At 63.4% G+C, this 24965-nt stretch carries 26 protein-coding genes; 20 read left to right on the forward strand and 6 right to left on the reverse strand.

What is annotated here, in order from left to right; all coding sequences use genetic code 11:
- The first annotated feature begins 44 nt into the window (after positions 1-44).
- The 15 genes from AC1RJY_RS08485 (at position 45) to AC1RJY_RS08555 (ending at position 14877) form a co-directional block, all read left to right on the forward strand.
- Positions 45-230: a helix-turn-helix domain-containing protein gene (locus AC1RJY_RS08485; protein ID WP_083773664.1), complete on the forward strand. Its 186-nt coding sequence runs from the start codon at positions 45-47 to the stop codon at positions 228-230.
- A gap of 97 nt (positions 231-327) precedes the next feature.
- Entirely contained in the window at positions 328-1020 is a 693-nt protein-coding gene (locus AC1RJY_RS08490; protein WP_011776223.1) for a hypothetical protein, read from the forward strand.
- Positions 1021-1063: 43 nt separating this feature from the next.
- Positions 1064-2347, forward strand: coding sequence for a phage tail sheath family protein (locus AC1RJY_RS08495; protein WP_011776224.1), 1284 nt, complete (start codon positions 1064-1066; stop codon positions 2345-2347).
- A gap of 1 nt (position 2348) precedes the next feature.
- Positions 2349-2828 carry a phage tail protein gene (locus AC1RJY_RS08500; RefSeq protein WP_011776225.1) on the forward strand — a complete coding sequence of 160 codons (480 nt, stop codon included), beginning with the start codon at positions 2349-2351 and terminating at the stop codon, positions 2826-2828.
- Between the two features lie 929 nt (positions 2829-3757).
- Positions 3758-4516, forward strand: a complete 759-nt coding sequence (locus AC1RJY_RS08505; RefSeq protein ID WP_498602113.1) for a CIS tube protein — start codon at positions 3758-3760, stop codon at positions 4514-4516.
- Positions 4513-6033 carry a phage baseplate assembly protein V gene (locus tag AC1RJY_RS08510; protein WP_011776227.1) on the forward strand — a complete coding sequence of 507 codons (1521 nt, stop codon included), beginning with the start codon at positions 4513-4515 and terminating at the stop codon, positions 6031-6033. The genes AC1RJY_RS08505 and AC1RJY_RS08510 overlap by 4 nt, the downstream gene beginning before the upstream one ends.
- A 38-nt stretch (positions 6034-6071) precedes the next feature.
- Complete coding sequence (locus tag AC1RJY_RS08515; RefSeq protein WP_011776228.1) at positions 6072-6410, forward strand: hypothetical protein; 339 nt, start codon at positions 6072-6074, stop codon at positions 6408-6410.
- 13 nt (positions 6411-6423) lie between these two features.
- Positions 6424-6858: a GPW/gp25 family protein gene (locus AC1RJY_RS08520; RefSeq protein ID WP_498602114.1), complete on the forward strand. Its 435-nt coding sequence runs from the start codon at positions 6424-6426 to the stop codon at positions 6856-6858.
- Entirely contained in the window at positions 6855-9482 is a 2628-nt protein-coding gene (locus AC1RJY_RS08525) for a hypothetical protein (protein ID WP_498602115.1), read from the forward strand. Before AC1RJY_RS08520 ends, AC1RJY_RS08525 begins: the two co-directional genes overlap by 4 nt.
- Positions 9475-10008, forward strand: a complete 534-nt coding sequence (locus tag AC1RJY_RS08530; RefSeq protein WP_011776231.1) for a phage tail protein — start codon at positions 9475-9477, stop codon at positions 10006-10008. The genes AC1RJY_RS08525 and AC1RJY_RS08530 overlap by 8 nt, the downstream gene beginning before the upstream one ends.
- Positions 10001-10477: a hypothetical protein gene (locus tag AC1RJY_RS08535; RefSeq protein ID WP_210065758.1), complete on the forward strand. Its 477-nt coding sequence runs from the start codon at positions 10001-10003 to the stop codon at positions 10475-10477. Before AC1RJY_RS08530 ends, AC1RJY_RS08535 begins: the two co-directional genes overlap by 8 nt.
- A gap of 54 nt (positions 10478-10531) precedes the next feature.
- Positions 10532-11455 (forward strand): PASTA domain-containing protein, encoded by a 924-nt coding sequence (locus AC1RJY_RS08540; RefSeq protein WP_498602116.1) that lies wholly within the window; start codon positions 10532-10534, stop codon positions 11453-11455.
- Between the two features lie 52 nt (positions 11456-11507).
- The gene (locus AC1RJY_RS08545) at positions 11508-12758 is read left to right on the forward strand and encodes a pyridoxal phosphate-dependent aminotransferase (protein WP_498602117.1); all 1251 of its coding nucleotides are present in this window, start codon (positions 11508-11510) and stop codon (positions 12756-12758) included.
- Positions 12759-12841: 83 nt separating this feature from the next.
- A complete protein-coding gene (locus tag AC1RJY_RS08550) occupies positions 12842-13555 on the forward strand; it encodes an RNA polymerase sigma factor (RefSeq protein WP_011776234.1) in 714 nt (237 codons plus the stop codon).
- Positions 13552-14877, forward strand: a complete 1326-nt coding sequence (locus AC1RJY_RS08555; RefSeq protein ID WP_210065754.1) for an Ig-like domain-containing protein — start codon at positions 13552-13554, stop codon at positions 14875-14877. The genes AC1RJY_RS08550 and AC1RJY_RS08555 overlap by 4 nt, the downstream gene beginning before the upstream one ends.
- Before the next feature lie 3 nt (positions 14878-14880).
- Here AC1RJY_RS08555 and AC1RJY_RS08560 read toward each other — a convergent pair whose 3' ends face one another.
- The 3 genes from AC1RJY_RS08560 to AC1RJY_RS08570 all read right to left on the reverse strand — a co-directional run bounded on the left by AC1RJY_RS08560 (position 14881) and on the right by AC1RJY_RS08570 (position 18296).
- Positions 14881-15693 (reverse strand): hypothetical protein, encoded by an 813-nt coding sequence (locus AC1RJY_RS08560; protein WP_011776236.1) that lies wholly within the window; start codon positions 15691-15693, stop codon positions 14881-14883.
- Between the two features lie 151 nt (positions 15694-15844).
- Positions 15845-16273 (reverse strand): hypothetical protein, encoded by a 429-nt coding sequence (locus AC1RJY_RS08565; protein ID WP_498602118.1) that lies wholly within the window; start codon positions 16271-16273, stop codon positions 15845-15847.
- Positions 16274-16307: 34 nt separating this feature from the next.
- Positions 16308-18296, reverse strand: a complete 1989-nt coding sequence (locus AC1RJY_RS08570) for a primary-amine oxidase (RefSeq protein ID WP_498602119.1) — start codon at positions 18294-18296, stop codon at positions 16308-16310.
- A gap of 122 nt (positions 18297-18418) precedes the next feature.
- Between AC1RJY_RS08570 and AC1RJY_RS08575 the strand changes: the two genes are divergently transcribed.
- The 3 genes from AC1RJY_RS08575 (at position 18419) to AC1RJY_RS08585 (ending at position 20654) form a co-directional block, all read left to right on the forward strand.
- Positions 18419-19009: a TetR/AcrR family transcriptional regulator gene (locus tag AC1RJY_RS08575; protein WP_210065747.1), complete on the forward strand. Its 591-nt coding sequence runs from the start codon at positions 18419-18421 to the stop codon at positions 19007-19009.
- Positions 19010-19255: 246 nt separating this feature from the next.
- Entirely contained in the window at positions 19256-19942 is a 687-nt protein-coding gene (locus AC1RJY_RS08580; RefSeq protein WP_017200067.1) for a helix-turn-helix domain-containing protein, read from the forward strand.
- Positions 19932-20654, forward strand: coding sequence for a hypothetical protein (locus tag AC1RJY_RS08585; RefSeq protein ID WP_210065746.1), 723 nt, complete (start codon positions 19932-19934; stop codon positions 20652-20654). Before AC1RJY_RS08580 ends, AC1RJY_RS08585 begins: the two co-directional genes overlap by 11 nt.
- Positions 20655-20658: 4 nt before the next feature.
- On the opposite strand, the gene AC1RJY_RS08590 is transcribed toward AC1RJY_RS08585, so the two are convergent.
- The gene (locus AC1RJY_RS08590) at positions 20659-21300 is read right to left on the reverse strand and encodes a LysE family translocator (RefSeq protein WP_210065745.1); all 642 of its coding nucleotides are present in this window, start codon (positions 21298-21300) and stop codon (positions 20659-20661) included.
- Between the two features lie 161 nt (positions 21301-21461).
- On the opposite strand from AC1RJY_RS08590, the gene AC1RJY_RS08595 reads away from it, so the two are divergent.
- Together AC1RJY_RS08595 and AC1RJY_RS08600 are read left to right on the forward strand one after the other, a co-directional pair.
- The gene (locus AC1RJY_RS08595; protein WP_210066270.1) at positions 21462-22874 is read left to right on the forward strand and encodes an aldehyde dehydrogenase family protein; all 1413 of its coding nucleotides are present in this window, start codon (positions 21462-21464) and stop codon (positions 22872-22874) included.
- Positions 22875-23009: 135 nt separating this feature from the next.
- Positions 23010-23867 carry a prephenate dehydratase gene (locus tag AC1RJY_RS08600; RefSeq protein WP_043806369.1) on the forward strand — a complete coding sequence of 286 codons (858 nt, stop codon included), beginning with the start codon at positions 23010-23012 and terminating at the stop codon, positions 23865-23867.
- Here the strand turns inward: AC1RJY_RS08600 and AC1RJY_RS08605 are convergent, their stop codons facing one another.
- Entirely contained in the window at positions 23868-24287 is a 420-nt protein-coding gene (locus AC1RJY_RS08605) for an arsenate-mycothiol transferase ArsC (RefSeq protein WP_498602120.1), read from the reverse strand.
- Positions 24287-24943: an arsenate reductase ArsC gene (locus AC1RJY_RS08610; protein ID WP_498602121.1), complete on the reverse strand. Its 657-nt coding sequence runs from the start codon at positions 24941-24943 to the stop codon at positions 24287-24289. The genes AC1RJY_RS08605 and AC1RJY_RS08610 overlap by 1 nt, the downstream gene beginning before the upstream one ends.
- Between the last annotated feature and the right edge of the window lie 22 nt (positions 24944-24965).

Here is a 24965-nt window from a genome sequence, read left to right on the forward strand (position 1 = left end):
TGAAGAATTCAGCACCAAGGCCCTCACCAAGACCGATCGCTTTGATGCTGCGCCGCCAGCGGTTGGAGAAGTGCCGCGCCGACCTCGTGGACCCGCTCCTGCAGACGCGGCCGGTGTCCGCCGTCGGGATGCATTGGGGCTTCACCGACGCATCCAGCTTCTCGCGGGCGTTCAAAAACGCTTTCGGGCATTCGCCTTCGGAGTACAGGTACTCGTACCGGCCAGCGTGACCCGACCAGCTTGGGCAGCGCTTCAATCGAATGGAATTATCCCTGTTTCCCAGTGACTACGGGCTTAAGCGGGAGTACCCTAGTCCCAGTTGCATTAGTGGTCACCTTTCGAGTTCTGGGTTCTGCCGTGGGCTATGTGCGTTCGTCGTTGACCGACCTTCTCGGGGTGCTTTCGGACGCCGTCGCTCCCCAGCGCGTCAGGTTCGACGACGGCACCCCCGTTGCCGGTGTTCCCCCACCCGACGCTCCAGTCACCGTCCATGCCGTCACGTTGAACCGTGTGGGCAGGTCCCGCCGCGACGGCCCGGTCCTGGATTTGGAACTCCGGGTCGCAGTTGAATGCCATGGTCCCGACCAGCTGGACACCATGGAAAAGCTGCTTCTGGCTGTGGAACGCCACAGCCAATACTCCGTGGTCTCCACGGGTGAATTCCGTCCGGAAGAATACTCCGGCGCCATCCGGCAAGGACTGGGCTTCCTTGTCCGCATCCCTGTTGCCCTCCGCTTCGAAGAACCTTCAGGACCTCCCGTCCTGGAGCCACTCATCGCCAAGGCGGGCATTGCCCGCCGAATCCACGGCCGCCTGGTGGACGCCCACAACAAAGGCATCCCCGACGCCTATATTCACGCCCATTCCTCCGCCACGGCCGTGGTCAGTGATGCCACCGGCCATTTTGAGGTCCTGGCCTCGACGGATGAACTCCAGCATTTTGCAGTGGCTGTCCGGGGCACCGAAAGGGAAGTCTCAGCCAGCACCAGCAGCCTGCCGGTCATCATCCGGTGGACCTGAACCATCCTTCGGCACGTTGTTCATGTAGAAAAGGGGGCGCACCATGGCGAACTATCAGGCGCCGGGCGTTTATGTACAGGAAGTGCCCAGTGGCGCACGCGCAATAGGGCAGGTCAACACCAGCATCGCCGGGTTCGTCGGCCTAGCCCCGAACCGGAACGCTTTGGTTGACGAGCTGCGGGTTTTGGACAACTGGACCCAGTTCGTGGACCAATACGTTGGCAACGCGGCAGCGGGCACACCGCTTTCGAACGCTGTATACGGCTTCTTCTCCAACGGAGGAAGCCGTTGCTATGTGGTGAACATCGGTCCAGACGGCAGCCTGACGGGGACAGCGGCGAAGCCCACCGGGCTCACGCTGTTTGAGGCAGTGGACGACATCTCCATGGTGGCCGCCCCCGGCTACGCGGACGCGGAATCGTACGCGGCACTGCAAGCGCACGTTGAACACCCCCTCCGCCAGGACCGGATGGCGATTATGGACACCGTGGAGAAACTGGACGACGTCGGTGCACTCACCCGGGCAGCGACGTCGGGAGTTCCTGAAGCTGCTGCGTCTTCGGACGAAGGCGCGACGCCGGACGCTGACTCGGATAGCGACGCTGAAGACACCGGGGACGCACCGGAGGAGACGGACGACGGCGACCAGGAGGACCTCGGTGCCCCACAATCCCCCGGCGGCTACACGGCACTGTATTACCCGTGGATCGTGATGCTCGATCCTGTGTCCGGCAAAAAGGTGACTCAACCGCCGTCGGGCCATATTGCCGGTGTGTGGGCGCGGGTTGACGCCACCCGCGGCGTCCACAAGGCGCCCGCCAACGAGCCCATCCAAGGCGCAATTGACCTTGTGCGGCGCGTGAGTCGCGGCGAGCAAGAGGTCCTGAACCCTGCCGGCGTGAACTGCATCCGCTATTTCCCGGGCGAGGGGATCCGAATTTGGGGAGCGCGGACTAAGGCACCAGAGGCGAGTGAATACCGCTACGTGAATGTCCGGCGGCTGACCAACATGATCAAGGAATCCGTGGCCGACGGCACGCGCTGGGTGGTGTTCGAGCCCAACGACCACACGTTGTGGAAGTCGATCCGCCGCGACATCGGAGCATTCCTGACCAACGTCTGGCGGGATGGAGCACTGCTCGGGACCACTCCTCAACAAGCGTTCTTCGTGAAGTGCGACGAAGAAACAAACCCGCCAGAGGTCCGCGACGCCGGCCAAGTGGTCACGTTGATAGGGATTGCGCCCGTAAAACCTGCCGAATTCGTCATCTTCAAGCTCATGCAGTCGGCAGACAACACCAGCGAGACAGAGAGCGCAGGAGCATGACATGACAACCCCGACACCTGCCGCCCAGCCCGGCAACGTGGTGGACCCGTACCGGGCTTACAACTTTAAGCTCGTGATTCAAGGAGTAGTCCAAGGCCATTTCACCAAGGTTGAGGGCCTGGGCCTAAAGATCCACCGCATCCTCTACCGCTCTGGCGGCGAGAACAGCACCGTCCGGGTCATCCCCGGCCAGGTGGAATATACGCCGGTGACCTTGAAATACGGGCTCACGGATTCCACCGAAATGCTCCAATGGCTGTTCAAGGCCGTGGACGGAAAAGTGGAGCGCCGCAACGTCTCCATCGCGATGCTCAACGACGCAGGATCCGTGGAAGTACGGCGCTGGAACTTGCTGGGCGCCTGGCCATGCGACTGGTTTGGCGCGCCCCTTGACGCTTTGGGTAAGGACCTCGCCATCGAATCACTGAGCATCGCGTACGACCGCCTGGAGCTCGACGATGCCCGCGCTCCCGTCGCCTGAGCCTGGGTTCTCCTGGCGCCGGGCGGCCGCGCGGCGGTTGCGTGGTGTAGCGGCGTGGCTGGAGCGTGGGCCCGGGGTATCCGTCTATTCCGGGGTCTCCGGGGTTTCCGGTCCCGCTTCGCCGGTGGGTTCGACGCCGGTGCGAGTCTTTGATACCGACGGCGCCCCCGAACATTGGGTTCAGTTGCTGCGTGACGCCGGGCTGGCCCCTCCCAGTGTGAGGCACGCTCAGCGTCGTTTTGGGCGTTTTTGGGTCGCACTCCATGCCCCGCAAAATAGTCCCCGGGGCGCAGGTCCTGTTCGCCGGACTTCACCAACCCTGCCTCCCGAAACCCTTCCCCTGCAGAATACGCCCGCCCCTTCAGCGCCACCCGTTGTTAGGCCTGTTCTACGCGTGTGGGCTCGTTACAGAAGCGCAGAGCAGGCCCCACAACAGATTCGGCCAAGCGAGGCACCGTCCCATGTCAGGCCTGCTTTGCACCCCTTGCCTCCCCATGAGCGCGCAGAGCAGGCCCCGCAACGGACCCCCGTGTTGCGGCTTCGCCCTGTTCTGCCAGGATCCCGTCCGGTCACACGCACCAACCTTGCGAGGCCCGACCTGCGTGCTTCGGGCACAACAGAGGGCGCAGAGCGGGCCCCGCAACACAAGCACCCAGGCGAAACACAACCCGTTGCGAGGCCCGACCTGCGTGCTTCGGGCACAACAGAGGGCGCAGAGCGGGCCCCCCAACACAAGCAACTCCAGCCCAAACCCGAACCTCAGGGGCACCCAAGCGTCGTCGGAAACCACACACCCGCCCAGCCCATCAACGGCACGTGGCCTGAACTCATGCCGCGCCCAAAGCCCGGAAAGCCTGCCCCCACGCAACCCGTGGAAAATGTCATCGCCCGCCAAGCCCGGCTCCACGACGAACACCTGGCGGTCTGACATGGAACGTGTCGCTTTCCTGATCGAGGACACGGGGGAACATCTCGGCTGCCTGCTGAACCCGGAAACGGTGGTGATGCAGCGATCGGCCGGTGTTGAGCCGCGAAGGAGTGCCGGCGGCAAACTGAGCGGCAGCGGATTGGCGGACGACCCCCTGCTCTTCACAGGCGGCGGCCACACGGAGCTGCGACTGGACCTGCTGTTCGACGTCGACCTCGCGCCGGCGTCGCTCCATGCACAGGACGTGCGGCAAATGACCCGCCCCATCTGGGCGCTCGCGGAGAACAGCTCCGAAGTCGAAAGGCAGCGCAGGCCGCCGTCGGTCCGGTTTGTGTGGGGCCGTGCCTGGAACGTACCGGGCATCGTGACGGAGGTGGCGGAGCGTTTCGACCGGTTCGCCCCGGATGGATCCCCGCTCAGATCCTGGATGCGCATGGTCTTCGTCAGGGTGGGACAGGCTGCCGACGAGGAAGGCGGCGAAAACTACGAACTCGCCCTGCGTCTCCCCGCCGTTGACTTGACCGCCCCACCCGTGGACACGCTCCCAGTGACCGGCGACGGCAGCACAGACCGGGATGCGCTGATGTCCGACGGCGGCGAGCTGCTTCCCGAGGTCCCCCCGGCTGAGCTGGGGCGATTGTCCGTGGAAGCGTTCGGCACACCCCTGCTGTGGAAGCTGCTCCTGGAGTACAACAACATCGACGATCCCGCCCGCTTCAATGGGCCGCTCGCAGTCCCGCCCATGGGTGGTACCCCATGAGGCAGCTCCAGGGCTTACCGGAACTCATCGTCACCCTGGGCCGGCGCAGGCTCAGCACGGCCGAGACCGCTGCAATAGTTTCCGTCCAGGTACTCAGCTCACTCGCACGCCCGGCCCAGTGCCTCATCAGTTGGCGTCCCGGCCCCGGAAGCACAGCGGCAGCAAGGGGAGGCGTCGATCCAGCACCGGGTGACGCCCTCAGGGTGGAACTTGGCGGCCAGCGGACGCCGCTCTTTGTTGGCGAGGTGACCGTAGTGGAGTACAGCTACGGCGCAGACCTCGGACAGGAAATCCGAATCAGGGCCTACGATGCCCTGCACCGACTGAGGAAGCGCCAATTCACCCGGCTGCACAATGACGTGGACCTCGCCGGGCTCGCCCGGAAGCTCTGTGAAGGCACCGGGCTGGACGTGGTGGGCGGCGGAGATCGGCTCGGCCAGGTGTACCAGTGCGCTCGGACCGACCTCAGCCTCCTCGTGCAACAAAGCGCCCGGGTGGGGGCCTACCCTGTGGTGCACGACGGCGTCCTCAGGCTCACAGGACTCGACGGCGAAGGCGAACCGTTGGAGCTAACCCTCGGAGCCACGCTTCATTCCGCGGACATCGAACTCAGCCAAGAGCCGGCATATGCAGGAGCCAAGACCAACGGCTGGCGCAGCGACGACGCCTCCATCCACCAAGCCGAGACAACAAGTAGCGACGCCAAAGCCCAAGTCGCAGCCGATCCTGCGCTTGCCAGCGTCGGGGCTGGCGGCGACCTCAGACGGGACAACGAAGTCCTTGACTCAGGGGCGCTGGCCGACGGCTTGGCCAAGGCAGAACTGGACACAAAGATGGCTGGCCAGGTCACGGCCGTCTTAGTCGCCGAAGGCAATCCCCGGCTGAGGGCAGGCGGCCGGGTAAGGATAAAAGGTGTGGCGCCGAGCATCGAGGGAACGTACCTGATCGCGAGCGCCTCTCACCGCTTGGACGGAACAGGCTACGAAACCACCCTGACCACCAGGCCTCCGAGTTCCGTCCCGGAACGGCGTCCGGACATTTTTACCCTCGGGATGGTCACTGATATGGATGATCCCGAAGCCCGGGGGCGCGTCCGGGTCAGGCTCCCCGCCTATCCCGACCTCGAAACCAATTGGGCCCCTGTGCTGACTGCAGGCGCAGGTCCGGGCAAAGGACTCGTTGTCCCGCCGGCGCCCGGAGACAACGTCCTGGTCCTCCTCCCGGCCACCGATCCAGCGCAGGCCATCATCCTCGGCGGGCTGTACGGCAGCGAGCAGACGCCGGACAGCCGGGTCGGCACTGAAAGGGACAGCCGCTACACCTTCCGCAGCGCGGACGGTCAACAGATCATGCTCGACGGCGGTGCCCGCACCATTAGTTTCACGGACGGCCACGGTTCCTCTGTGGAGCTGGGACCGGACAGATTCAGGATCACTGCCGCCACAGACCTGGTCCTTGAAGCCCCGGGCCAAGCCATGAAGATCCGCGCCAAATCCGTCGATTTCGAGGAGGCCTGAGCTGTGGGAACCCCAAAAGCCAGAGGAAATAACGAGCCATGAAAATCCTCGTCAAGGTAGCCATACTGCGCTGCGGACACGACGGCAAGGTGGAGAACGTGCCCTCGCAGGAGTGGGTCCGCGTTAAGGGATCCCCCATCCTGGTGGACAGCGATCCCCAGGGCCGGGATATCAGCATGTGCCCGCATATCGGCATCAACATCAAGCCCTGCAACAAGACCCTGCCGGTAACCAAGGGCTATTCAACGTTCATCACGATTGGCGGTAAGGCGGTCTGCCTGGACACTGTGGAGGGCTTCACGGACGGCACGCCCCCGGGCGCGGTCAAGTACAACGTCCGCAGGCCCGGGCAAACGCTCGTGGGAGCCGCTTCATGAAAAGGCACCAGCCATGAGCGCCCCGCGATACAAGTCGGTGGCCTTCATCCACCCGGATTTCGACGCTACCGCAGGCAGTCCCGGACTCAGGCTGACGGCGTCGGGCATGCTGGCTACGGTCACGGACGCGGCGTCGGTGAGGCAAGCCCTGCTCCTCCTCCTGAGCACCCGGCCGGGCGAGCGCGTGAACCGCCCAACGTACGGGTGTCATCTCTTCCGCCTGGCGTTCGCGCCGGCCGACGACACCACCGCCGGTCTCGCCATCCACTACGTGGCAAGGGCGGTGGAGCAGTGGGAACGCCGGATCACTGTCCTGTCCGTGGACGCCTCGAGGTCGAAAGAGTCGCCCGAGATGCTGGAGGTCAGGTTGAAGTACCGCGTGCGTACCACCCAGCTTGAGGACCAGATCACCATCGCCCTGCCCGTGGAATCCGGAGGCGCAGCATGAGCATACCCGTGCCCAACCTGGATGACCGCAGCTTCGCGGACCTCGTGGCCGGCGCCCGCGAGCGCATCCAGCAGATCGCCCCGGAGTGGACTGATCTCTCCGTCCACGACCCCGGCATCACCATCGTCGAGGCCTTCGCGTACCTCACGGACACGCTCATGTACCGGCTCAACCGCGTGCCGGACAAGCTCTACGCGGTGTACTTGAACTTGCTGGGCACCTCCCTTTATCCGCCGAGCACGGCCGAAACCATGGTGGAATTCAGCCGCGCCTCTGCCACAACCACGGATCAGGAAATACGTATCCCGCGCGGCACGCAGGTCAGTTGCCCACCTGGCGTCCCGGGTTCACCTCAACCGGTATTTACGACGACGGCGGCAGCCACGTTGGCGCCCGGCAAGACCACCGTCCTGGTGCCGGCGGCCGATGTCGCCTTGTACGACGCCGTTCCTATCGGCACGGGAACCGGCAGACCCGGCCAGAGCCTGGTGATCCCCAACGCTCCGATCGTCTCAGGCGCAGGCCTGGCAATCGCCGTCGAGGTTCCGGCCGGGACGAGGTTGAGCAGCGGCGAGGCGGTGCTGGTGGACGGTAAGACGTTCCGGTATTGCCAGGAAGTGGAGGCGTTCGCGGACGCGAGGCCCGGGGAGATGCCGGTGCGTATCGACCGGAGTGCCGGCGTCGCGATGTTCGCCTGGCGGGACGAGGGGTCCACAACGCGGACAGCAGCTGGGGAAAGGGCACCAGTTCCGGGCTCTGGCGCCGAAGTCCGTGCCTGGTATCGCAGCGGCGGGGGTGCCGGTGGGAACGTCGGGGCAGGCCAGCTCACAGTGTTGCGCTCCGCCGTCCCCGGGGCCAAGGTCACCAATCCGGAACCTGCCACGGGGGGTCGTGATGGCGAATCATTGGAGAACGCGCTGAGGCGGGCCCCGCAGGATTTCCATGCCCGCGACCGGGCTGTCACCGTCCGCGACTACGAGGTCCTGGCCCTGAGGCACGGGGGTGTGGGCCGTGCGCGCGCCTTCACGCGGAAGGAGCTGTGGGCGTTCGCCCGGCCCGGGGAGGTGGAAATCGTGCTGGTGCCGTTCGTCCCCGGAAGCCGCTCAGGATCACCGCAACCACTCAGGGCAGCGGAGCTGGTGACCCACGCACGCGAGGAAGTAATGCTCGAGGTGGAACAGTATCTCCGCAGGCGCTCAACTGTCGGAGCCGAGCCCGTGGTGCGCTGGGGCCTCTATAAGCAGGTGCTGGTTGACGCGAGGGTGGTTGTTCGTCCCGATGAGGATGCCGAGGCCGTGAGGTCCCGGATCGTGGGCCGCCTCTCAGAAGGAATCAGCCCGTTGAGCCCGGATCCCTCAGGCTACGGCTCGGGTTTCGGCAAGCCGCTGCGCGTTTCCAACCTGTACCGGGCCATGGAGGAGGCCGAGCCGGGGGTGCAGTACGTGGACCGGGTCACGCTGGAATTAGACAAGGTTCCTGACACCGACGCCGTGGGATTGGTGCAGGCCGAGGGCCAGGACAACACATGGTTCGTGGCACAGGACAGCACGTTGTTCCGCACCACCAACGCTGCCGATGGATGGGAAGCCTGCGCAGAGTTCGGTGACACGGCAAACGGCGACCCTGGCGAAACGGTCCGGGCCATTGCACCTTTCCGGTCACCCGCTCCGGGCCGCGTGGGCCCCGAAAAGCACCCGGGCATGGTGGCGGTCAGCACCGTCACGGCCACGGGGTCCCGCATCTACATCAGCGATGACCTCGGCGAATCCTGGCGAAAGGCAGCAGAGCTTGGTTTCGTGGTTGCCGATTTGTGTTGGGTGGACCGGCAAGGCGAGCCGCTGTTGCTGCTGGCCGGCGAGCGCGGACTTTACGAACTTCCCGTCAGCCGGGGCGCCCTTCCTGTGCAGAATGTGGTGGATACCTCGCAGCCTGACCGCGGTTTCTACGCGGTGGATGCCTTGGTGGACGTCCGTGGCAGGACCGGGGTGGTGGTGGCCGCCGAGGCGTCTGCCGGTGTGTGGCTCTCCCCCGACGCCGGAACCGCCGGCAGCTTCAAACAGGTGAAGCCGGCCGGCGAGGACATCCGCTGCATGACGGTGCAGTACGACGGCGGTGCGAGCTATGTATGGCTCGGCCGCGCCGTGCCGGAGGGCACGGGAACGGGATGCCTGCGGCTGAAGATCGACGAATTGGGACGTACGGATTTTGACGAATCGTTCATGAACTCATGGGAGGAGTTCAGCACCGGGTGGACAGGCGGCAGTTGTTGGGGGCTGCACGTCATGGGCAAGGCCGCCTATGCCGCGACGCAAAGCGGCGGTGTCCTGCGGCTGCAACTCGGTCTGGCAGCGGCGCAGTGGAGCGTGCCGGATGTGAACTGCAATCTACCGTTGAGGGACCGGACCCGGTTCGAGCCCGTCCGCTCGGTGTCGGGAGCAGTTCTTGCCGGCGTTCCGGTCCTCGTGCTGGCTGCCGGACCCAAAGGCGTCTACCGCAGCAAGGACGACGCCCTCACGTGGGAAAGCTGCACCCGGCGGGTGGTGGACGACGTTGTGACACTGCCCGATACGTGGCTCTTCTGCTCGGGCGACCACAGGATCGAGGTGGTCCACGGAAATGGCTGAGCCTTCCAACAAGGACTCCAAACTCCTCAATGTCCTGCCCGAAGTGTTCCAGGTGGCGGCCGATTCAAGCGCTCCCATGCAAGCCCTTCTTGCCGTGGCCGAGGATATGCACCAGCCTATCCGGTTGGTCTTGGACCGTCTCCATACCGTTCCGGATCCGGGGCGGGCGCCGTCGTCGTTGATTCCCTTCTTGTCCCGGTGGGTGGACCTCGACTGGTTGACGCTGCCCGGGGCAGAAGGCGCTGCCGGTGGTTCCGGCGCGGTCCCCATCACGCGCCAACGGGACCTGATCGCTGCCGCTGCGCAGCTTTCCTCGCGGCGTGGAACCGTTGACGGGCTCACCCGCTTCCTGCACCTCGCCACGGGGGTGACTGGTTTCGACGTCGAATCCGTCCCGGGTGCCTTCCACATCAGGGTGCTGGTCCCCGCGGAGGCGGCTGGGCAGCTGGAGCTGATCCGGCGGATCGTTAAAGGCGTGAAACCGGCGCACGTTACCGATGAGATTGAGGTGCGGACCGGTGAATAAGGAGCACCGGACACCCGTCACGGTGGTGATCGCATGTGGTGTGATCGCGATCCTGGTGCTGGTGTTCGGCGTCAGCTGCGGCGGAGGCAACGATGACGCCGCCGCGGATTGGCAGGGCGGATTCTCCGGTTCGGCCGTGGGCGCCAAGCTCACTGCTGCGGACTTGTCGGTGCAGAGTGGCTCCTGCACGGTCTCCGACACGCAGCTGGTGGTGACCGGCGCCTGTGTGTTCGAGGTGAAGGAATTTGGTGGCGGTCTGTTCTCCTTTGGGCCGCCCACCAAGCGGGCCAAGCTCGTCCCTCAGCAAGCTGTGAAGGTCACATTGTTCCTCCAAGGCGCCCGGGCCGCGCAGGCCGCCGACCCCGGGGAAAGCGTGGACGTCACCTTTGGAACCTCAGGAGGAGAGCTAGGCATCACGTGCGTCGGCTTAGCTGCTTGTGCGCTGCTGCTTCAGGAATCCGGAGGATGACATGACCCGCTGGCCCCCGCCTCCATCACCCGCCATCCCAGGAGTTGTTGAGCCATGACTACCATCACCATGACGTTGAGCTCCCCGGACGTTGTCCTCAAGGACGGAAAGGGATCGCTGACGGCGTCCGTCACCAACGGCTCCACCGAAGCCGAGCGCGTGGTGCTCGGGGCGTTCCCCGGGCAGGTGACCAATCCGCCGTCGAAAACGTATGCCACCATCCCCAACCCGCTGCGGACCATCGCTGCCGGGGCCACGGAACAATACGTGGTCAATTTCGATACCGCGGGCGCGTCCGCGGGCAGCTATCCGGTCAAGCTGATCGCATACTCCGCCGACGACGCGCCGGAGGACTACGCTGACCAGGCGCACGTCGTCACGTTGACCGTTCCCGCAGCCGAAAAGCCCAAGCCGCCCCGGCCCTTCCCGTGGTTGTGGGTGATCATCGGCGGCGTGGTGCTGCTGGCCGTCGTGGGCCTGATCCTGTTCTTCATCTTCAAGGACGCCAACGTCCCCGACGTGAAAACCAAGCCGCAGGCCGAAGCGGTGCAGATCATCACCGGTGCGGGCTTCACAGCCACTACGACACAGACAGAGAGCACCGAGGCAGAGGGCACGGTGGTGAACCAAACCCCGGCCGGCGGCGAAAAGGTGGGCCGTGGCAGCACCGTGAATCTCGAAATTGCGGTGCCGGTGCAAGCAACCGTGCCGAGTGTGGTGGGCCTACGGATCGAAAACGCCCGGACAGCCTTCCAAGCAGCGCAGATCCAGCTGGACTTCCGGCAAGGCTCCACATGCCAGGCCTCGCCTGCGCTCTCCCTTCAGCGGTGCGTTGTGTTGGAAGTGATTCCACAGGCCGGGGAGAGGGTCAGAGTCAATACTGTGGTCTTTGTGCGCACCGAGCTCCGGTCCAGCATTGTGGTCGATCCCGGAATCTGCGTCACCAGCCCTCGGCTGTGCGACACATTGACGCAATGACGGATGCCGGAACGCGTTTACCACATGGTCCCGTGACGTGAAAAGATCAACCATGCGTCCCATGCAACACTCCAGCAAACTCCAGAACGTCCGCTATGAACTCCGCGGTCCCATCCTCCAGGCTGCCAAAGCCATGGAGGCCGAGGGCCACCGCATCCTCAAGATGAACCTCGGGGACACCGCGCCGTTCGGGTTGGAGGCGCCGGAGTCTGTAGTGGTGGATATGATCCATCACCTTCGCGGCGCGCAGGGATACAGCGATTCCAAGGGCATCTTCTCCGCCCGCACCGCGATCTCGCAGTACTACCAAACACGAGGTCTGATGACCATCGGCGTCGAGGATGTCTTCATTGGCAACGGCGTCAGCGAGCTCATTTCCATGACTCTGCAGGCGTTTATGGAGAACGGTGACGAGATCCTTATTCCTGCGCCGGACTACCCGCTGTGGACTGCCGCCGTGACGCTCACCGGAGGCAGCCCAGTGCACTATTTGTGCGATGAGGACGAGAATTGGTGGCCGGACATGGCCGACGTCGAAGCGAAGATCACGCCCCGTACCAAGGGCATCGTGATCATCAACCCGAACAACCCCACGGGCGCCGTTTACCCCCGCCACATACTGGAGCAGTTCGCATCACTGGCGCGAAAACACGATCTTGTCCTGTTCTCCGATGAGATCTACGAGAAAATCCGATACGTCGACGCACCCCACATCCACACGGCCGCAGTGGCAGAAGATGTTTGTGTCCTGACGTTCAGCGGCTTGTCCAAGGCGTATCGCATGCCCGGCTACCGGGCTGGCTGGGTTGCCGTCACCGGGCCGTTGACCGCAACGGCGGCGTACCGGGAGTCCTTGGAACTGCTGGCCTCACTGCGGCTGTGCGCAAACGTCCCTGCGCAGCACGCCATCCAAACCTGCCTTGGCGGGCACCAAAGCATCGAGGCCCTGATCCGTCCCGGCGGCCGACTGCGCGAGCAACGGGATCTCGCATGGAAATTATTGACGGCGATCCCGGGCGTCAGCTGCGTCCCCGCCGCGGGTGCCATGTACCTCTTCCCCAAGCTGGACCCGGAGATCTACCCGATTGCCTCGGACGAGAAGTTTGTGCTTCAACTCCTCAAGGAACAGAAGATCCTGATCTCGCACGGCACGGCCTTCAACTGGCCCACGCCGGACCATTTCCGTTTCGTGATCCTGCCGGATGTGGGGGACATCGAGGAAGCGGTGCGCCGGATCGGCCATTTCCTCGCCGCGTATCGGAACCGACCTGAGAACCGGGTACTGGAAGAATCCTCCAGTTGAGAGCTGCTGTCTGTTCAAAAATCCAATCGATAGACGTAAAATTTCTGTGATACCCACCGCACACCTTCCTAAGCTGGTACAGCATGTGCGAACAGCCAAAGCGGCATATCCGAAGCGCACTTACTCCGCTGCGGGTTGTGCTTGCAGCCTTGGGAATGGCTGTAATTGCCGCTGCCGTGATTATTCTCATTTCCGGAATGGCATTCCTTCCGGAAGAAGCGCGGGACGTTGTGCTTTCCTTGGCGGTGGGTGCCGGTATTGTGCTGCTCGTCGCTGGAGTCTTCATGCCGATGGTCAGGGAAGTTGAGCTGGGGCCCATCCCCACCCTGAAGATTGCTCCAGCGCTGCGGGACCGCGAAAATGAGCTGCGCAGCGTCTTCGAACGGCAGAGGGGCGATATGGAATACTGCGCTCATCTTCTGTGCGACGACCCGAAGACGGCCCGGCAGTTGCTCGAAGCATCCTGGTCACTTGCATCAAGCGACTGGAAGGGACCGGTGACTCCCCAGTTGCGTGTTTATACGTTGTGCGTTTTTGTGGAAATGCTCCGAAAACATGAAAAGTGGGTGAAGGCAGGCCCGCCAGACGGACCTCCAAAGCCGCCCTGGGTAAAAGAGAGCGCGCTGTCAAAGCTCCCCTATGAGGAGCGGATAACCATTGTGCTCCACGAGTTCGCCAACCTGACTGTCGGTGAAATTGCGGGCTTGACAGGGCGTCCGGCGGAGAGTGTTGGCAGATCCTTGGCACACGCCGAGGCGACAACCGGCGGGCTGGCCTTGGAGGAAGGCCGGCCATGAGGGACGCGCTGCGGCAGCGGTTACTGGCCGAAGCTTCGCTGCACGCGCGAACACATCCCGCGGACTTGGGTCTCGCCCTGGCCGAAGGGATGTCCACGGTCCGCCGGCGAATCATTCGGGCCTGGGTGGTGGCCGCGGTGGTGTCGGTGGCTTTGATGGCGGCTTTTGTGGCGGCAGTTTTCGCAGCCCCGGACGATGAAGGTGGGCCCGGTCCCGTGACTCTGCAGTCGATCACGGTCACAGCATCGAGTCAATTGCTGCGCCCTGACACCAAGCTCGACCTCACGGCCCGAGGAACGTACAGCAACGATGAGACGAAGGAATTGGTTGATGGCCTCACTTGGACGTCGGACAAGCCGGAGGTGGCCGCAGTCTCCCCAATAGGTGAAGTAACTGCCGCGACGGCCGGCACTGTGGTGATCACAGCCATGCATAGCGACGTTAAAGGCATGTTGAACCTCACCGTCACCGATGGGCCCGGGCTACTGACCGGCCTAAGGATCAAACCGGACCAAACCACCGTGAGCCTTGGTGGAACCACTCAACTTATCGCTGAGGGTACGTTCAGCGATAATTCGATCGGTAACCGCAACGAACCAGCGATTTGGGAGTCCCGCAATCCAGGCATCGCTACGGTGGACGGCCTCGGCATGGTCACGGGGATGAACCCAGGTGTCGCCACGATCTCCGCAACGGAAGGGACCATTCAGGCAACGGCTGCCATCACAGTCACTGACCCGGGCACCCCCAATCCCACGGTTGTCCCCAACGGGTGCGTCGTCGACCCTGCCACGCTGCGTGTCAAGCACACACAAACACAACCACTGACCGCCTTCATAACTGCTACGGACGGGACGCGGGTACCCCCCACTACGGTGAAGTGGTCCTCGACAGATTCCAAGATCGCGAATGTGAATACCTCGGGCTCAGTCACAGGCACCGGTCCTGGATCGACGAGAATAACCGCGCTATGCGTCGACGCCAACGGCAAGGAGTGGCAAGCTACGGCATCAGTCACAGTGGAGCCAGTGGCGCGATCCATCACCATCGGCCCTGCCGGACCTCACCGGCTCACACCTCAGCAGTCCATCCAACTGGCTGCCACAGTCACTTTCAGTGACGGATCTACAAGCACCAAGGCGGCTGTGTCATGGAATGCCAGTTCCAGTCCGCCTCTAGTGGTCATTGTCAGCAGGTCCGGGGTCGTCACTGGCGTTCGTAACGGACGAGCGAATGTCACCGCCTCGCTCGACGGCGCAACCAGCAATCCAATCACAGTCGACGTCGCAATCGCTTTCCCCGACGAGGGCGAGATCGGCTGACGCTCAGTCCCCAGCCGAACCGCTCACCCGCAAGGCGTTGATGATCGCCGGGATGGACGCGATCAGCATGATCAATGCCCACACCAGCGCCACTACCACGGTGATCAACGCCCAGAACTGGTCCCCGATGGACACCAGCGGCCCGGGCAGGAACCCGTGAATGATTCCCAGAATTACTTGGAGCAGCACCGAAACCGCTAGTAGCACCACCAGGCCGGTGACTTTCAAGAATTTGGGTTGGCTCAGGATCAGCAGCACCGCGAAGACGATCTTGAGCACCAGCAGCATTCCAAGAATGGCCGCGGCCTGGCCTTTGGGAAAGCTCCCCCATAGGGCCAGGTACGCGATGGTGCCGAATGGCGCGGCCACAAAGAGCCCGATCATGAGAAACAATTTCGCCAGCGCCAGCATCGCCGTGAGGAAGGCCGCGATGACCCACAGCAGGGTCACGATGAGTGTGGCGATGCCCTGAACGCGCCCATACGTCCGCAGATCCATGATCAAGCTGAGCCCCAGCATCACCACGGTGAACAGCAAGAGTCCGTCCAGGAACGCCAGAAAACCGATTCCGGCGCCCGGCGGATCGGCGCCCGGCCGCTGCAAACTGCGGAAAACATCCAGCGGAACGCCCAGCTTGTTGGCGTCGGCTGCGGAGACAGGCTCGACGGCGGTCTGGCCCAGCAGGAGCGACATGCCCACTTCGGCCAGTACTACTACGGCGAAGACAACGAGTGCTGCGTAGAAGAAGGGACGGCGCAGCGCATCCGGGTCAGGTCCGCTGCGGAACCCCTCACGAATTGACCACGCTGCGGCCATGGGTCAATTGTGGCACCGGGGACGTAGGACACAAGATGCCCAGTCGCTTCCAGCCCTACTTTGAATTCCTTCCCCGCGCCCTGCAACTCGCAAAGGTTGAAAACCGGGTCTTGCTGCGGCAAAGATGGGCCATTGCGGCGGAGGAGATAGGTCAGCCCGTCACACCAGCCCGGCGCCGGAGGCGGGCCACCAGCGTGGCGGCGAGTAACGCCGTCGTGATTTCCAATCCGATCACCAGCAACAAACCGGCAGCGCCGGAGGTATCAACAGCGTTCGACGCCGGTCCCCGGCCGTGGGCGTGTCCGGAACCGCCTGCTCCCAGCAGCAGGACGGCATGAAGTCCCACCATCGCCAGTGCTGAGATGGTCACCTGGTGGAGTGCGCCCACCCGGCTGTGGCGCCAGATATGGACGGTGCACGGAACACACACTGCCGCCAGGCCGATCATGAGGATGCCCAGCCACGCGCCGTGGTGTCCCGAGGCTGCGAGCCACAGGTGCACCAGGCAAGAGACCGCCGTGAGGGCCGCGCAGATCCGGGGATGGAGGACGGGTCCGAAGGCCCGGACCCGTCCTGTCATTTCCGTGTCCTGGGTCTGAAGCCCGGGCTGCGGCTTAGTGGCAGTGCCCGGCAGGCTCGCCATGTTCCCCGCCGTGCTCGCTGCCGGAGGCTGCCTCGCTGTGGCAGCTCGAGCCTGTTGCGTTGGCCGGCACGTCCAGGACCGGGCTGCGGTCAAAGAAGCCTTCCGGACGGAGTTTGAAGCCGACGGTGTCCACGGGCATGATGGGCCAGTCCTCCACCCGCGGGAAGTGAGTGAGGCCGAAGGTGTGCCAGAGGACGATGTCCTGGCCGTCGATGTCGCGGTCCTGGGCCACATAGGCCGGCAAACCGGCGCCGCCGGAGTGCTGGTTCACGAAGTCGCCCGTGGGGTAGCGTTCCTCGTCGGCATAGCGGGTGACCCATACGTCCTTGGTGGCGAAAGCCGCACGCTTCGCAATGGAGGAACCGGGATCAGCCAGCAGCGTGGGCTGGTTCTCGGCGTGGAGTTTGTAGCCGACCGGCTCACCCAGGCGGTTTTTGGACTCGGGGTTGGAGATGATCCAGGTGCGGCCTGCGCGGGCATCGGCTTCGCGGACGGCCTGGGACTCTGTGGCCAGGACAGTGCGCTTGCGGGAGAACGCATTGCCACGCTCGTTGCCTTCGCCCATTGCCTGCCGGACCACGTCTTCTTCCTCCACGCGGTTGGCGAAACCGTCAACTGCCATGTCCAGCCGGGCGCTGAAGAGGTGCTGATGGAACGGGGCGCCGAGGCCGGGGGCCAGCTGGGAGATGTTGTCCGAGCCGCCTTCCGGGAATGCACTGGTGAATACGACGCCGGTGGCCTTTGCTTCGAATTCGATGGTGCCATCCAAGTAGAGGTACCAGTAAAAGCCGTAGTCGTAGTTGCCGATGGTAGTGAAGAAGGAGATCACCAGCCGGCGGTTGCGGCGGGTGTAATTGATGCCGGTCCACAGGTCAGAGTGCTTGGAGAGGATGCCCCAGTCTTCCTCGTGCATGCAGATGCCGTTGCGGATCTCGCGTGGGTTGCCGAAAGCATCGCTGATGACAGGGCTGAGGTACGTGATGTCACCCAGGCAATCGCAGCCCAGCTCCAAGGAGTTCGCGTACTGACCCACCAGGTATTCACCGGTGTCGAAGTAGTTCTGCCATGACCGAATGGGCGAGGGATCACCGTACGGAACAACCATTTCGGCGATGGAGGCACGGTTGATGATGGGACGCTTCTTGCCGCCGTCCTGGAACGCCAGGTTATGAAGGACAACACCTTCGCGGACATCGAAGCCAACGTCCACGCTCCACTTCTCCCACTCCACATGGTTTCCGCCGGTGACGGTGAAGCTGGGGCCTTCCGGCTGCGTGATGCTGATGGGCTTCTGCGTTTCCCGGAGCGGGCCCGTCAGTTCCGGATCCGTGTAGTTTCCGTGCTCAGCCGGGATTGGCATGACGCCTAGGTCAATGACCTGGGTGACTTCCTTGTTGACCACGTCCACGTACGCCACCAGTCCATCGACGGGATGGGCCCAAGCGCTGTCCTCCGGGAAGTCCTGTACAAACGCGAGCCCACGGAGGATGCGGCGGCCTTTCTCTTCGGCGTACTCAAAAACGCCCGCGGACAACGGAGCAACGCGAACATTTTTCACGTCCAGGTCCCGGGCAGCGAGGGCGGCGAGCCAACGCTCATCGGTGGCGAGGAGTGTCTCGACCACCTCAAATTCTTCTTCCAGCACAGGGAGTTCGCCTGAGACCTTGGTGTCCAGCTCTATGGCTGTCAGGATCTCGCCGCGGGTCACGGAAACGAGGACATCAGTTGGGGCTCCGCCAGAGATGTCGTGAATGAAGGCGCGGAAACGGCGGTCTACTTCTGCCTGCCCCCGGGAAGGATCCACCAGCCCTAGGTAAGCGATCCGCCTTTCGGAACCGAGGTGTCCGGCGGCCTGCAGGATCGCCTGGACCTCAGAGATCTCGGCGCCCGTTGCCAGGGCGTACTGCGTTGCCTCAGTGGCTACGGCGTCAGTTGCTGTCTCAGTTGCTGTGGGCGTCATGGCTGCCTCTGGTCCGGGACCTATGATGGTCAGGATTTATTTTCTATAGGTGTAGAGAATAACCAAAACGTAAGATGGGTCACAAGACCTGTCCACCATTTATTTTTCCGGGAGCCCATCCAGTGCCAAAGATTGTTGACCACGATCAACGACGCCTCGAACTGGTAGACGCAACATGGCGGATCATCGCGAGGCTGGGCATGGAAGGTGCCACCATGCGGGAAATCGCCGAGGAAGCAGGCTTCGCCAACGGCGCCCTCAAGCCCTACTTCCCCACCAAGGACCTCCTGCTGACGTCGGCGTTCGGGCACGTTTTCAACCGCACCAACCAACGCATCGCCACCATGACAGATGGACTCTCAGGGGTGGCGGCCCTCCGCGCGTTCTGCGCCGAAGTCCTGCCGCTGGATGAAGAACGCGTCAACGAAGCCCGAATCGTGATTCCGTTCTGGCAGAAGGCACTGAACGACGCTGACATGGCAGCACTCCACAGCGAGTCCATGAGCCAGTGGCACACCACCATCACGGCTCATTGCGCGGCAGCCCGGGCGGCCGGTGAGATCACCACCCCTATCGGGGACGCCGCCGTCGCCGACCACCTGCTGAACATGATGCTGGGGGCGCAAATCGTTGTGGCGTTGTCCCCCGCCGAGCATTTCTCGCGCGACCTCGCGGGGCAGCTGGATAATTACCTGGCGCTACTGGCCGGCTAGCTAGCTGGTGGCGCCCGACGCCACCACGCCAGTACCTCCCGGGTCGATGACCACCGCGATATCGTCATTGATTCCTTGCCACATGTAGAGGGAGAACCGAAGACTGCAGGAGCTACGAATGGCTAGGGCTCTAAGGTCAGCCTTGGCGGGGGAAACCCGCCCTGAGCACCCACGGCCCGCACTTCCAGTAGCTTCTTGACCCAAAGACTGATTACATATTCATAGCGATACCGATATGATTATGAAATGGCATTGAGTATCCCCGAGCTGGCGAAGCGCCTCAACGTCAACGAGAGCCGAGCGCGGCAGCTCGTCCAATCCGGACGTATACGCGGCCAACGAGTGGGTGGACGCTGGGTTGTTGAGGAAGCCAACGCTGCCCAGTACCGGTCTGGAAAGCCCGCCGGCCGGCCGCTGTCCGAACGCAGCGCCTGGCAACTCGTGTCCTGCTTCTGGGAAAACAGCCCACGGCACTCTCTCCTTGATTACCTCGAACCCTCCCCGGTCGAGAAACATCGCCTGAAAGAGCGCATCAGCCGGCTGCAGGACTCCCCCGACTCACTCAAGCTTCTCGCAGCATGGCTTGCCAATCGCGCCGAAAGATTCGAGTTCTCTTCCAGCCAGGACGACATCGCCGAGCTTCGGGAGGACAAACGAATTCACCTCTCCGGAGTCTCTCACCCGCGCTCTGGGCTGCTTGCCAACTCAGAGGTTGAAGCATACGTGCGACGCGACGAACTCAAGGACATCGTCAAGGACTGGTTCCTGGTTGAGCCATTCCCCGGCAAGAGGCCGAATGTAATCCTCCGCGCCGCCGACCAAGTCCCCGACGAACTTCCCCCACTAGTGGTGGCGGCAGACTTGGCCGAACGGCCCGGTGTCCGTGAACAACAAGCCGCACGTGAAATCCTCAGGAGCGTCCATGCCCATTGAACTTCCCGCAATGCTCACCGAACAGCAGGAAGCGTGGCAGGCTGTCTTCGAAATCCATAGTGTGATGCCGCAGGGTTGGGTCCTGGTCGGCGGCCAAGCGGTTTTCCTGCACGCTATCGAACGAGGTGCCCCGTACGTGCGACCCACCAAGGACGCCGATATGGCGTTGGACATCCGGGCATACCCCACGATGCTTCACGATTTCACTGAGCTCCTGGTGAGGCTCGGCTTCGAATCCGCTGGAGAATCCCCGGAGGGCTACCAGCATCGATGGGAGCGCGGCCAAGCTTTGGTGGACGTTCTCATTCCGCGCCACCTGGGTGAACGCGCCGAGAAGAGACGCGGGTTTACCGGCGGGACCACGATTGCTGCACCAGCCAGCCAGCAAGCGCTCGATCGCTCCGAAACCGTCGGAGTTCAGGCCGGATCAGCGTCCGGCAGTGTCAACCGGCCCACGATCCTCGGTAGTCTCATCGGCAAAGCGGCAGCGCTGACCATCATCAACGACCCCCTACGGCAGCGACACATCGATGACTTCCTTACTTTGGCCTCTGTTGTCCGAGCCTCTGACCTTCGTGGCGTCACCTACAAGCCCGCCGAACGGGACCACCTGGCAAACATGCTTGGTCGCCTTGCCAATGAACCGGAGCTCATGGAACAAGTGCCGGAAGGCTCCGAGGGCGTGGAACGTCTGCGCATCTCGCTGAACTAGTTAGCTAGCTGGTGGCGCCCGACGCCACCACGCCGACACCCAGCCCGGCGATCACACCGCTGCTGACACGCTCGACGACGGTACTCACCTTAGGGCGCTTGAGCCACCGCATCGCCTTGAATGCCACGACGGCGATCATCGACAAATAGGCGAAGGCGATGACTGCCACCACCACACCCAGGATGAGCGAGGTGCCCATGGTGTCGCCGCCGTGCGGGATGAACTGCGGGACCACAGCCAGGTAAAACAAACCAACCTTGGGGTTGAGCAGCGTGGACAGCGCCCCGGCTCCCAGAGCGGAGAGCCGGCTGTACGGGAGAGGCGCGCTATCCCCTGTTCCGTCGGCGCTGGCTTTGGCGGCCTTCCGGGATTTGATGAACGACGAAACGCCCAAATACAGCAAGTAAAGGCCGCCGGCGATCTTGACCCAGCGGAACAGTTCCGCGGACTGCTCGAGAATCGCAGCCAGGCCCACACCCACCAAACCAGCCCAGGCAATCGCGCCAAGCGCAGACCCTGCCGCCGCAGCAATGCCCGCACTGGGACGGTTCAACGCGATGCGCAGGACAAGGAAAGTGTCCGGACCCGGCGTTACGGACAGGACCAGGCAGAGACCAGCGAAGGCTGCGAGGGAGGCAAGAGTCACAAGCTCGATTATGAAGCACCAGGTACCGCCGGCAAAGCGTTCGCTTCCCGTCAAGGGCTGTTCGTGCGTAGACAAGGGCTCATCGCGTGATCCCGACCACACTGGAAACATCGCCGCGCGCCCAACCGGCCGCCAAGACTTACTACACGAGCGGAGTACCAATGGAGACTTACGACGCCCTGCTGGCCTCGATCACCCCGGCCACTGGCCAGAACAGCCGCACCATCCTTGACCCGGCCACGGGCGAGGCTGTTGGCCAAGCCCCTGTTCACACCGTCGAGGACCTCGAAGCCGCCATCGCCGCCGCAGCTACCGCGCAACCCGAGTGGGCTGCCTTAGGACACGACGCCAGGTCCGCTGCGCTCATGAAGGCCGCCGACGCCGTCGAACGTTCCGCCGAAGAACTCGCCCAACTGCTCTCCCGTGAGCAAGGCAAACCGCTGAACGGCCCGAACGCGCGCTTCGAAGTCGGCGCCTGCGCCGCCTGGCTACGCGCCACAGCAGCTACGCCGCTGGACCCCGAAACCGTGGTGGACGACGGCGAAACCCGCGCCGAACTGCACTACCGGCCCATCGGCGTCGTGGGTGCCATTGGCCCCTGGAACTGGCCCATGATGATCACCGTCTGGCAGATCGCGCCGGCGCTGCGCATGGGCAACGCCGTGGTGGTCAAGCCCTCCGAGTACACTCCGTTGTCCGTGCTGGCACTGGCTTCGATCATCAACGAAGAGCTGCCCGAAGGCCTGCTGTCCGTGGTCTCCGGCGGCCGCGACGTCGGCGAAGCGCTGGCCTCGCACGATGCCATTGGCAAGGTCATGTTCACCGGCTCCACCGCCACGGGCAAGGCAATCATTCGCTCCTCGGCCGATACCGTCAAGCGGCTCACGCTGGAACTCGGCGGCAACGACGCCGGGATCGTCCTGCCCGACTCCGACCCCAAAGCCATCGCCGAAGGCCTGTTCTGGGGCGCGTTCATCAACACCGGCCAGACCTGCGCCGCCCTGAAGCGCCTGTACGTCCATGAGTCCCAGTACGACGCCGTCTGCACCGAGCTCACTGCCGTTGCTGCTGCGATGCCCATGGGCAACGGTTTGGATGAGAACAACGTCCTGGGCCCGCTGCAGAACCGGCAGCAATACGACATCGTGGCCCGGCTGGTTGAGGCCGCTCGCGAGTCCGGCGCCCGGATCCTGATCGGCGGCAACCCCGACGACCACCAGCCCGGCAACTTCTACCCCACCACGCTGGTGGCTGACATCGACAACGACAACCCGCTGGTCGCGGAGGAACAGTTCGGACCCGCCCTGCCGATCATCAAGTACAGCACCGTTGACGAGGCCGTCGCCAAGGCGAACGCGCTCGACGTCGGACTGGGCGCCTCCGTCTGGTCCTCCGACTTGGGTGCCGCACGCGAAGTCGCTTCACGCATCCAGGCCGGCACCGTGTGGATCAACAAGCACGGCGCCGTGGACCCCCGCGTCCCGTTCGGCGGTGCCAAGCAGTCCGGCTACGGCCTCGAGTTCGGCGCCGAAGGCCTCAAGGCCCTGGGCGTTCCGCAGGTCATCAACGGCTAACCCCCTTCCCAACTGACTGGCATTTGTGGTTGCTATGAGTCCTCGTTCCACCCACTAATGCCAGTCAGTTGGTTTTCCAGTCACAGGGTGGACGCGGTTGGGTTGCGGAAGGCTCCGCATGTAACCATGAGCAGCATGGCCCAGAAGATTGCGTACCAAGGTGAGCCGGGAGCCAATTCGGATCTCGCGTGCAAGGAAATGTTCCCCGAACTAGAAAGCGTTCCATGTGCGAGCTTTGAGGACGCATTTGAACTAGTGTCCACCGGCGAAGTGGATCTGGCCATGATCCCCATTGAGAACTCCATCGCCGGGAGAGTGGCCGATATCCACGTCCTTCTCCCCCAGTCCAAGCTGCAGATCGTCGGCGAGTACTTCCTGCCCATCCGCTTCGACCTTTTAGGGATCCCGGGCAGCACCATTGAAGGCGCCACGGAGGTCCATAGCCACATTCACGCTTTGGGGCAGTGCCGCAGGATCATCCGGGAAGCCGGCCTTAAGCCCGTCATCGCTGGTGACACCGCCGGCTCGGCCCGCGAAGTCCGGGACTGGAACGATCCCCGGAAGTTGTCCCTCGCTCCGCCGCTCGCTGCCGGGCTTTACGGGCTTGAAGTGTTGGCCTCCGGAGTGGAGGACGATCCCACCAACACCACACGCTTTGTTGTTCTGGCCCGTGAACGCGAGCTTCCCACCAAGGAAGAACTGCCCGGTCCAGCGATCACCAGTTTTGTGTTCCGCGTCCGCAACGTTCCGTCGGCCCTTTACAAGGCACTTGGCGGTTTTGCGACCAACGGCCTCAACATGACGCGACTGGAAAGCTACATGGTGGGCGACGAGTTCGCAGCCACCATGTTCCTTTCCGACGTCGAAGGGCACCCTGAGGATGCTCGACTCCGCCGTGCGCTGGAGGAACTCGAGTTCTTCACCACCGAGGTTCGGGTCCTGGGTGTTTACGCCGCCGACGGTTACCGTGAACGGAACACCGTCAGCGCCTAGTCACAGGCTGCCCACGAGTTCGCCGTACAACTTCTGAACCCGTGCGTGGATGTCATCTCTGACCAGGCGCATGCGTTCCATGCCTTGGATGCCACGCTCGGAGGGTTCGTCGGTGTCCCATACTTCAAACAGTTGGCCGGGAGGCGGATCGAGCTTGGCCTCCGCGCCCAAGACAATGACGGCGTCCACGAGACTGAGGACTTCGTTGGTGACAGGCTTGGGATACTCACCGGTGACATTGATGCCCAGCTCCGTGAGGGAGTCCATGGCCTGACTGTTCAAGGAGTCGCCTGGTTTGGTGCCGGCCGAATAGACAGTGACTTTGTCCCCGGCGAGTGCACGCATCAGGCCGGCAGCGAGTTGGGACTTGCCCCCGTTCTTGCTGCAGACGAAGAGGACTGCGGGGTGTTGAAGGGTCATTAGAGCGCTGCTTCTTTAGTGAGGGACGACACCAAGGCCTTGATGCGTTTATGGATCTCCTCGCGGATTTCCCGGACAGTGTCGAGTGATTGGCCTGCGGGGTCGGTGATTTCCCAGTCTTCGTATCGCTTACCAGGGTAGATCGGGCAGGAGTCCCCACATCCCATGGTGATGACCACGTCCGAGGCCCGCACAACATCGTCCGTGAGGGGCTTGGGGTAGTTCTTGCCCAGGTCAAGGCCCATTTCATTCATGACGGCGACCACCCGGGGGTCCAGTTCCGAGGCTGGCATGGAACCAGCCGAGCGAACCCGGACCCTCCCCTTGGCTTCCACGTTGAGCAGGGCCGCGGCCATTTGGGACCTTCCTGCGTTCTGCGCACAGACGAACAACACCTCAGGGATTTCGGAAACCACGGGGTTCTTGGACTTGGCGAGGGCGGCCAGCCGATCGTTGGCGAAGTTTTCGGTAGTCTCCGGCAGGTAGGCGCTGATCTTCGCTGTCCGGGCCAGGGCCGTGTAGGACTCGAAGACGTAGCGCTCCACTGTTTCAGGGGCGAAGACCCCACTGAATCGGTCCGCAAGTCGATTGCTTATCCGGTGCAGGACTTCGGTGTTGTCCTGCAGTCCCAGCGTCGTTTCCTGTTGGTCGGTCATGGCACTACTCCCTTGGATGGGC

Source organism: Arthrobacter sp. GW822-FHT05G07 (genome assembly GCF_058799755.1).

Bases quoted from the DNA above. Each gene is read 5' to 3' on its own strand.
- AC1RJY_RS08485 (WP_083773664.1), top strand. From the start codon at position 45: ATGCTGCGCCGCCAGCGGTTGGAGAAGTGCCGCGCCGACCTCGTGGAC.
- AC1RJY_RS08495 (WP_011776224.1), top strand. From the start codon at position 1,064: ATGGCGAACTATCAGGCGCCGGGCGTTTATGTACAGGAAGTGCCCAGT.
- AC1RJY_RS08500 (WP_011776225.1), top strand. From the start codon at position 2,349: ATGACAACCCCGACACCTGCCGCCCAGCCCGGCAACGTGGTGGACCCG.
- AC1RJY_RS08505 (WP_498602113.1), top strand. From the start codon at position 3,758: ATGGAACGTGTCGCTTTCCTGATCGAGGACACGGGGGAACATCTCGGC.
- AC1RJY_RS08510 (WP_011776227.1), top strand. From the start codon at position 4,513: ATGAGGCAGCTCCAGGGCTTACCGGAACTCATCGTCACCCTGGGCCGG.
- AC1RJY_RS08515 (WP_011776228.1), top strand. From the start codon at position 6,072: ATGAAAATCCTCGTCAAGGTAGCCATACTGCGCTGCGGACACGACGGC.
- AC1RJY_RS08520 (WP_498602114.1), top strand. From the start codon at position 6,424: ATGAGCGCCCCGCGATACAAGTCGGTGGCCTTCATCCACCCGGATTTC.
- AC1RJY_RS08525 (WP_498602115.1), top strand. From the start codon at position 6,855: ATGAGCATACCCGTGCCCAACCTGGATGACCGCAGCTTCGCGGACCTC.
- AC1RJY_RS08530 (WP_011776231.1), top strand. From the start codon at position 9,475: ATGGCTGAGCCTTCCAACAAGGACTCCAAACTCCTCAATGTCCTGCCC.
- AC1RJY_RS08540 (WP_498602116.1), top strand. From the start codon at position 10,532: ATGACTACCATCACCATGACGTTGAGCTCCCCGGACGTTGTCCTCAAG.
- AC1RJY_RS08545 (WP_498602117.1), top strand. From the start codon at position 11,508: ATGCGTCCCATGCAACACTCCAGCAAACTCCAGAACGTCCGCTATGAA.
- AC1RJY_RS08550 (WP_011776234.1), top strand. From the start codon at position 12,842: ATGTGCGAACAGCCAAAGCGGCATATCCGAAGCGCACTTACTCCGCTG.
- AC1RJY_RS08555 (WP_210065754.1), top strand. From the start codon at position 13,552: ATGAGGGACGCGCTGCGGCAGCGGTTACTGGCCGAAGCTTCGCTGCAC.
- AC1RJY_RS08560 (WP_011776236.1), bottom strand. From the start codon at position 15,693: ATGGCCGCAGCGTGGTCAATTCGTGAGGGGTTCCGCAGCGGACCTGAC.
- AC1RJY_RS08565 (WP_498602118.1), bottom strand. From the start codon at position 16,273: ATGACAGGACGGGTCCGGGCCTTCGGACCCGTCCTCCATCCCCGGATC.
- AC1RJY_RS08570 (WP_498602119.1), bottom strand. From the start codon at position 18,296: ATGACGCCCACAGCAACTGAGACAGCAACTGACGCCGTAGCCACTGAG.
- AC1RJY_RS08580 (WP_017200067.1), top strand. From the start codon at position 19,256: ATGGCATTGAGTATCCCCGAGCTGGCGAAGCGCCTCAACGTCAACGAG.
- AC1RJY_RS08585 (WP_210065746.1), top strand. From the start codon at position 19,932: ATGCCCATTGAACTTCCCGCAATGCTCACCGAACAGCAGGAAGCGTGG.
- AC1RJY_RS08595 (WP_210066270.1), top strand. From the start codon at position 21,462: ATGGAGACTTACGACGCCCTGCTGGCCTCGATCACCCCGGCCACTGGC.
- AC1RJY_RS08600 (WP_043806369.1), top strand. From the start codon at position 23,010: ATGGCCCAGAAGATTGCGTACCAAGGTGAGCCGGGAGCCAATTCGGAT.
- AC1RJY_RS08605 (WP_498602120.1), bottom strand. From the start codon at position 24,287: ATGACCCTTCAACACCCCGCAGTCCTCTTCGTCTGCAGCAAGAACGGG.
- AC1RJY_RS08610 (WP_498602121.1), bottom strand. From the start codon at position 24,943: ATGACCGACCAACAGGAAACGACGCTGGGACTGCAGGACAACACCGAA.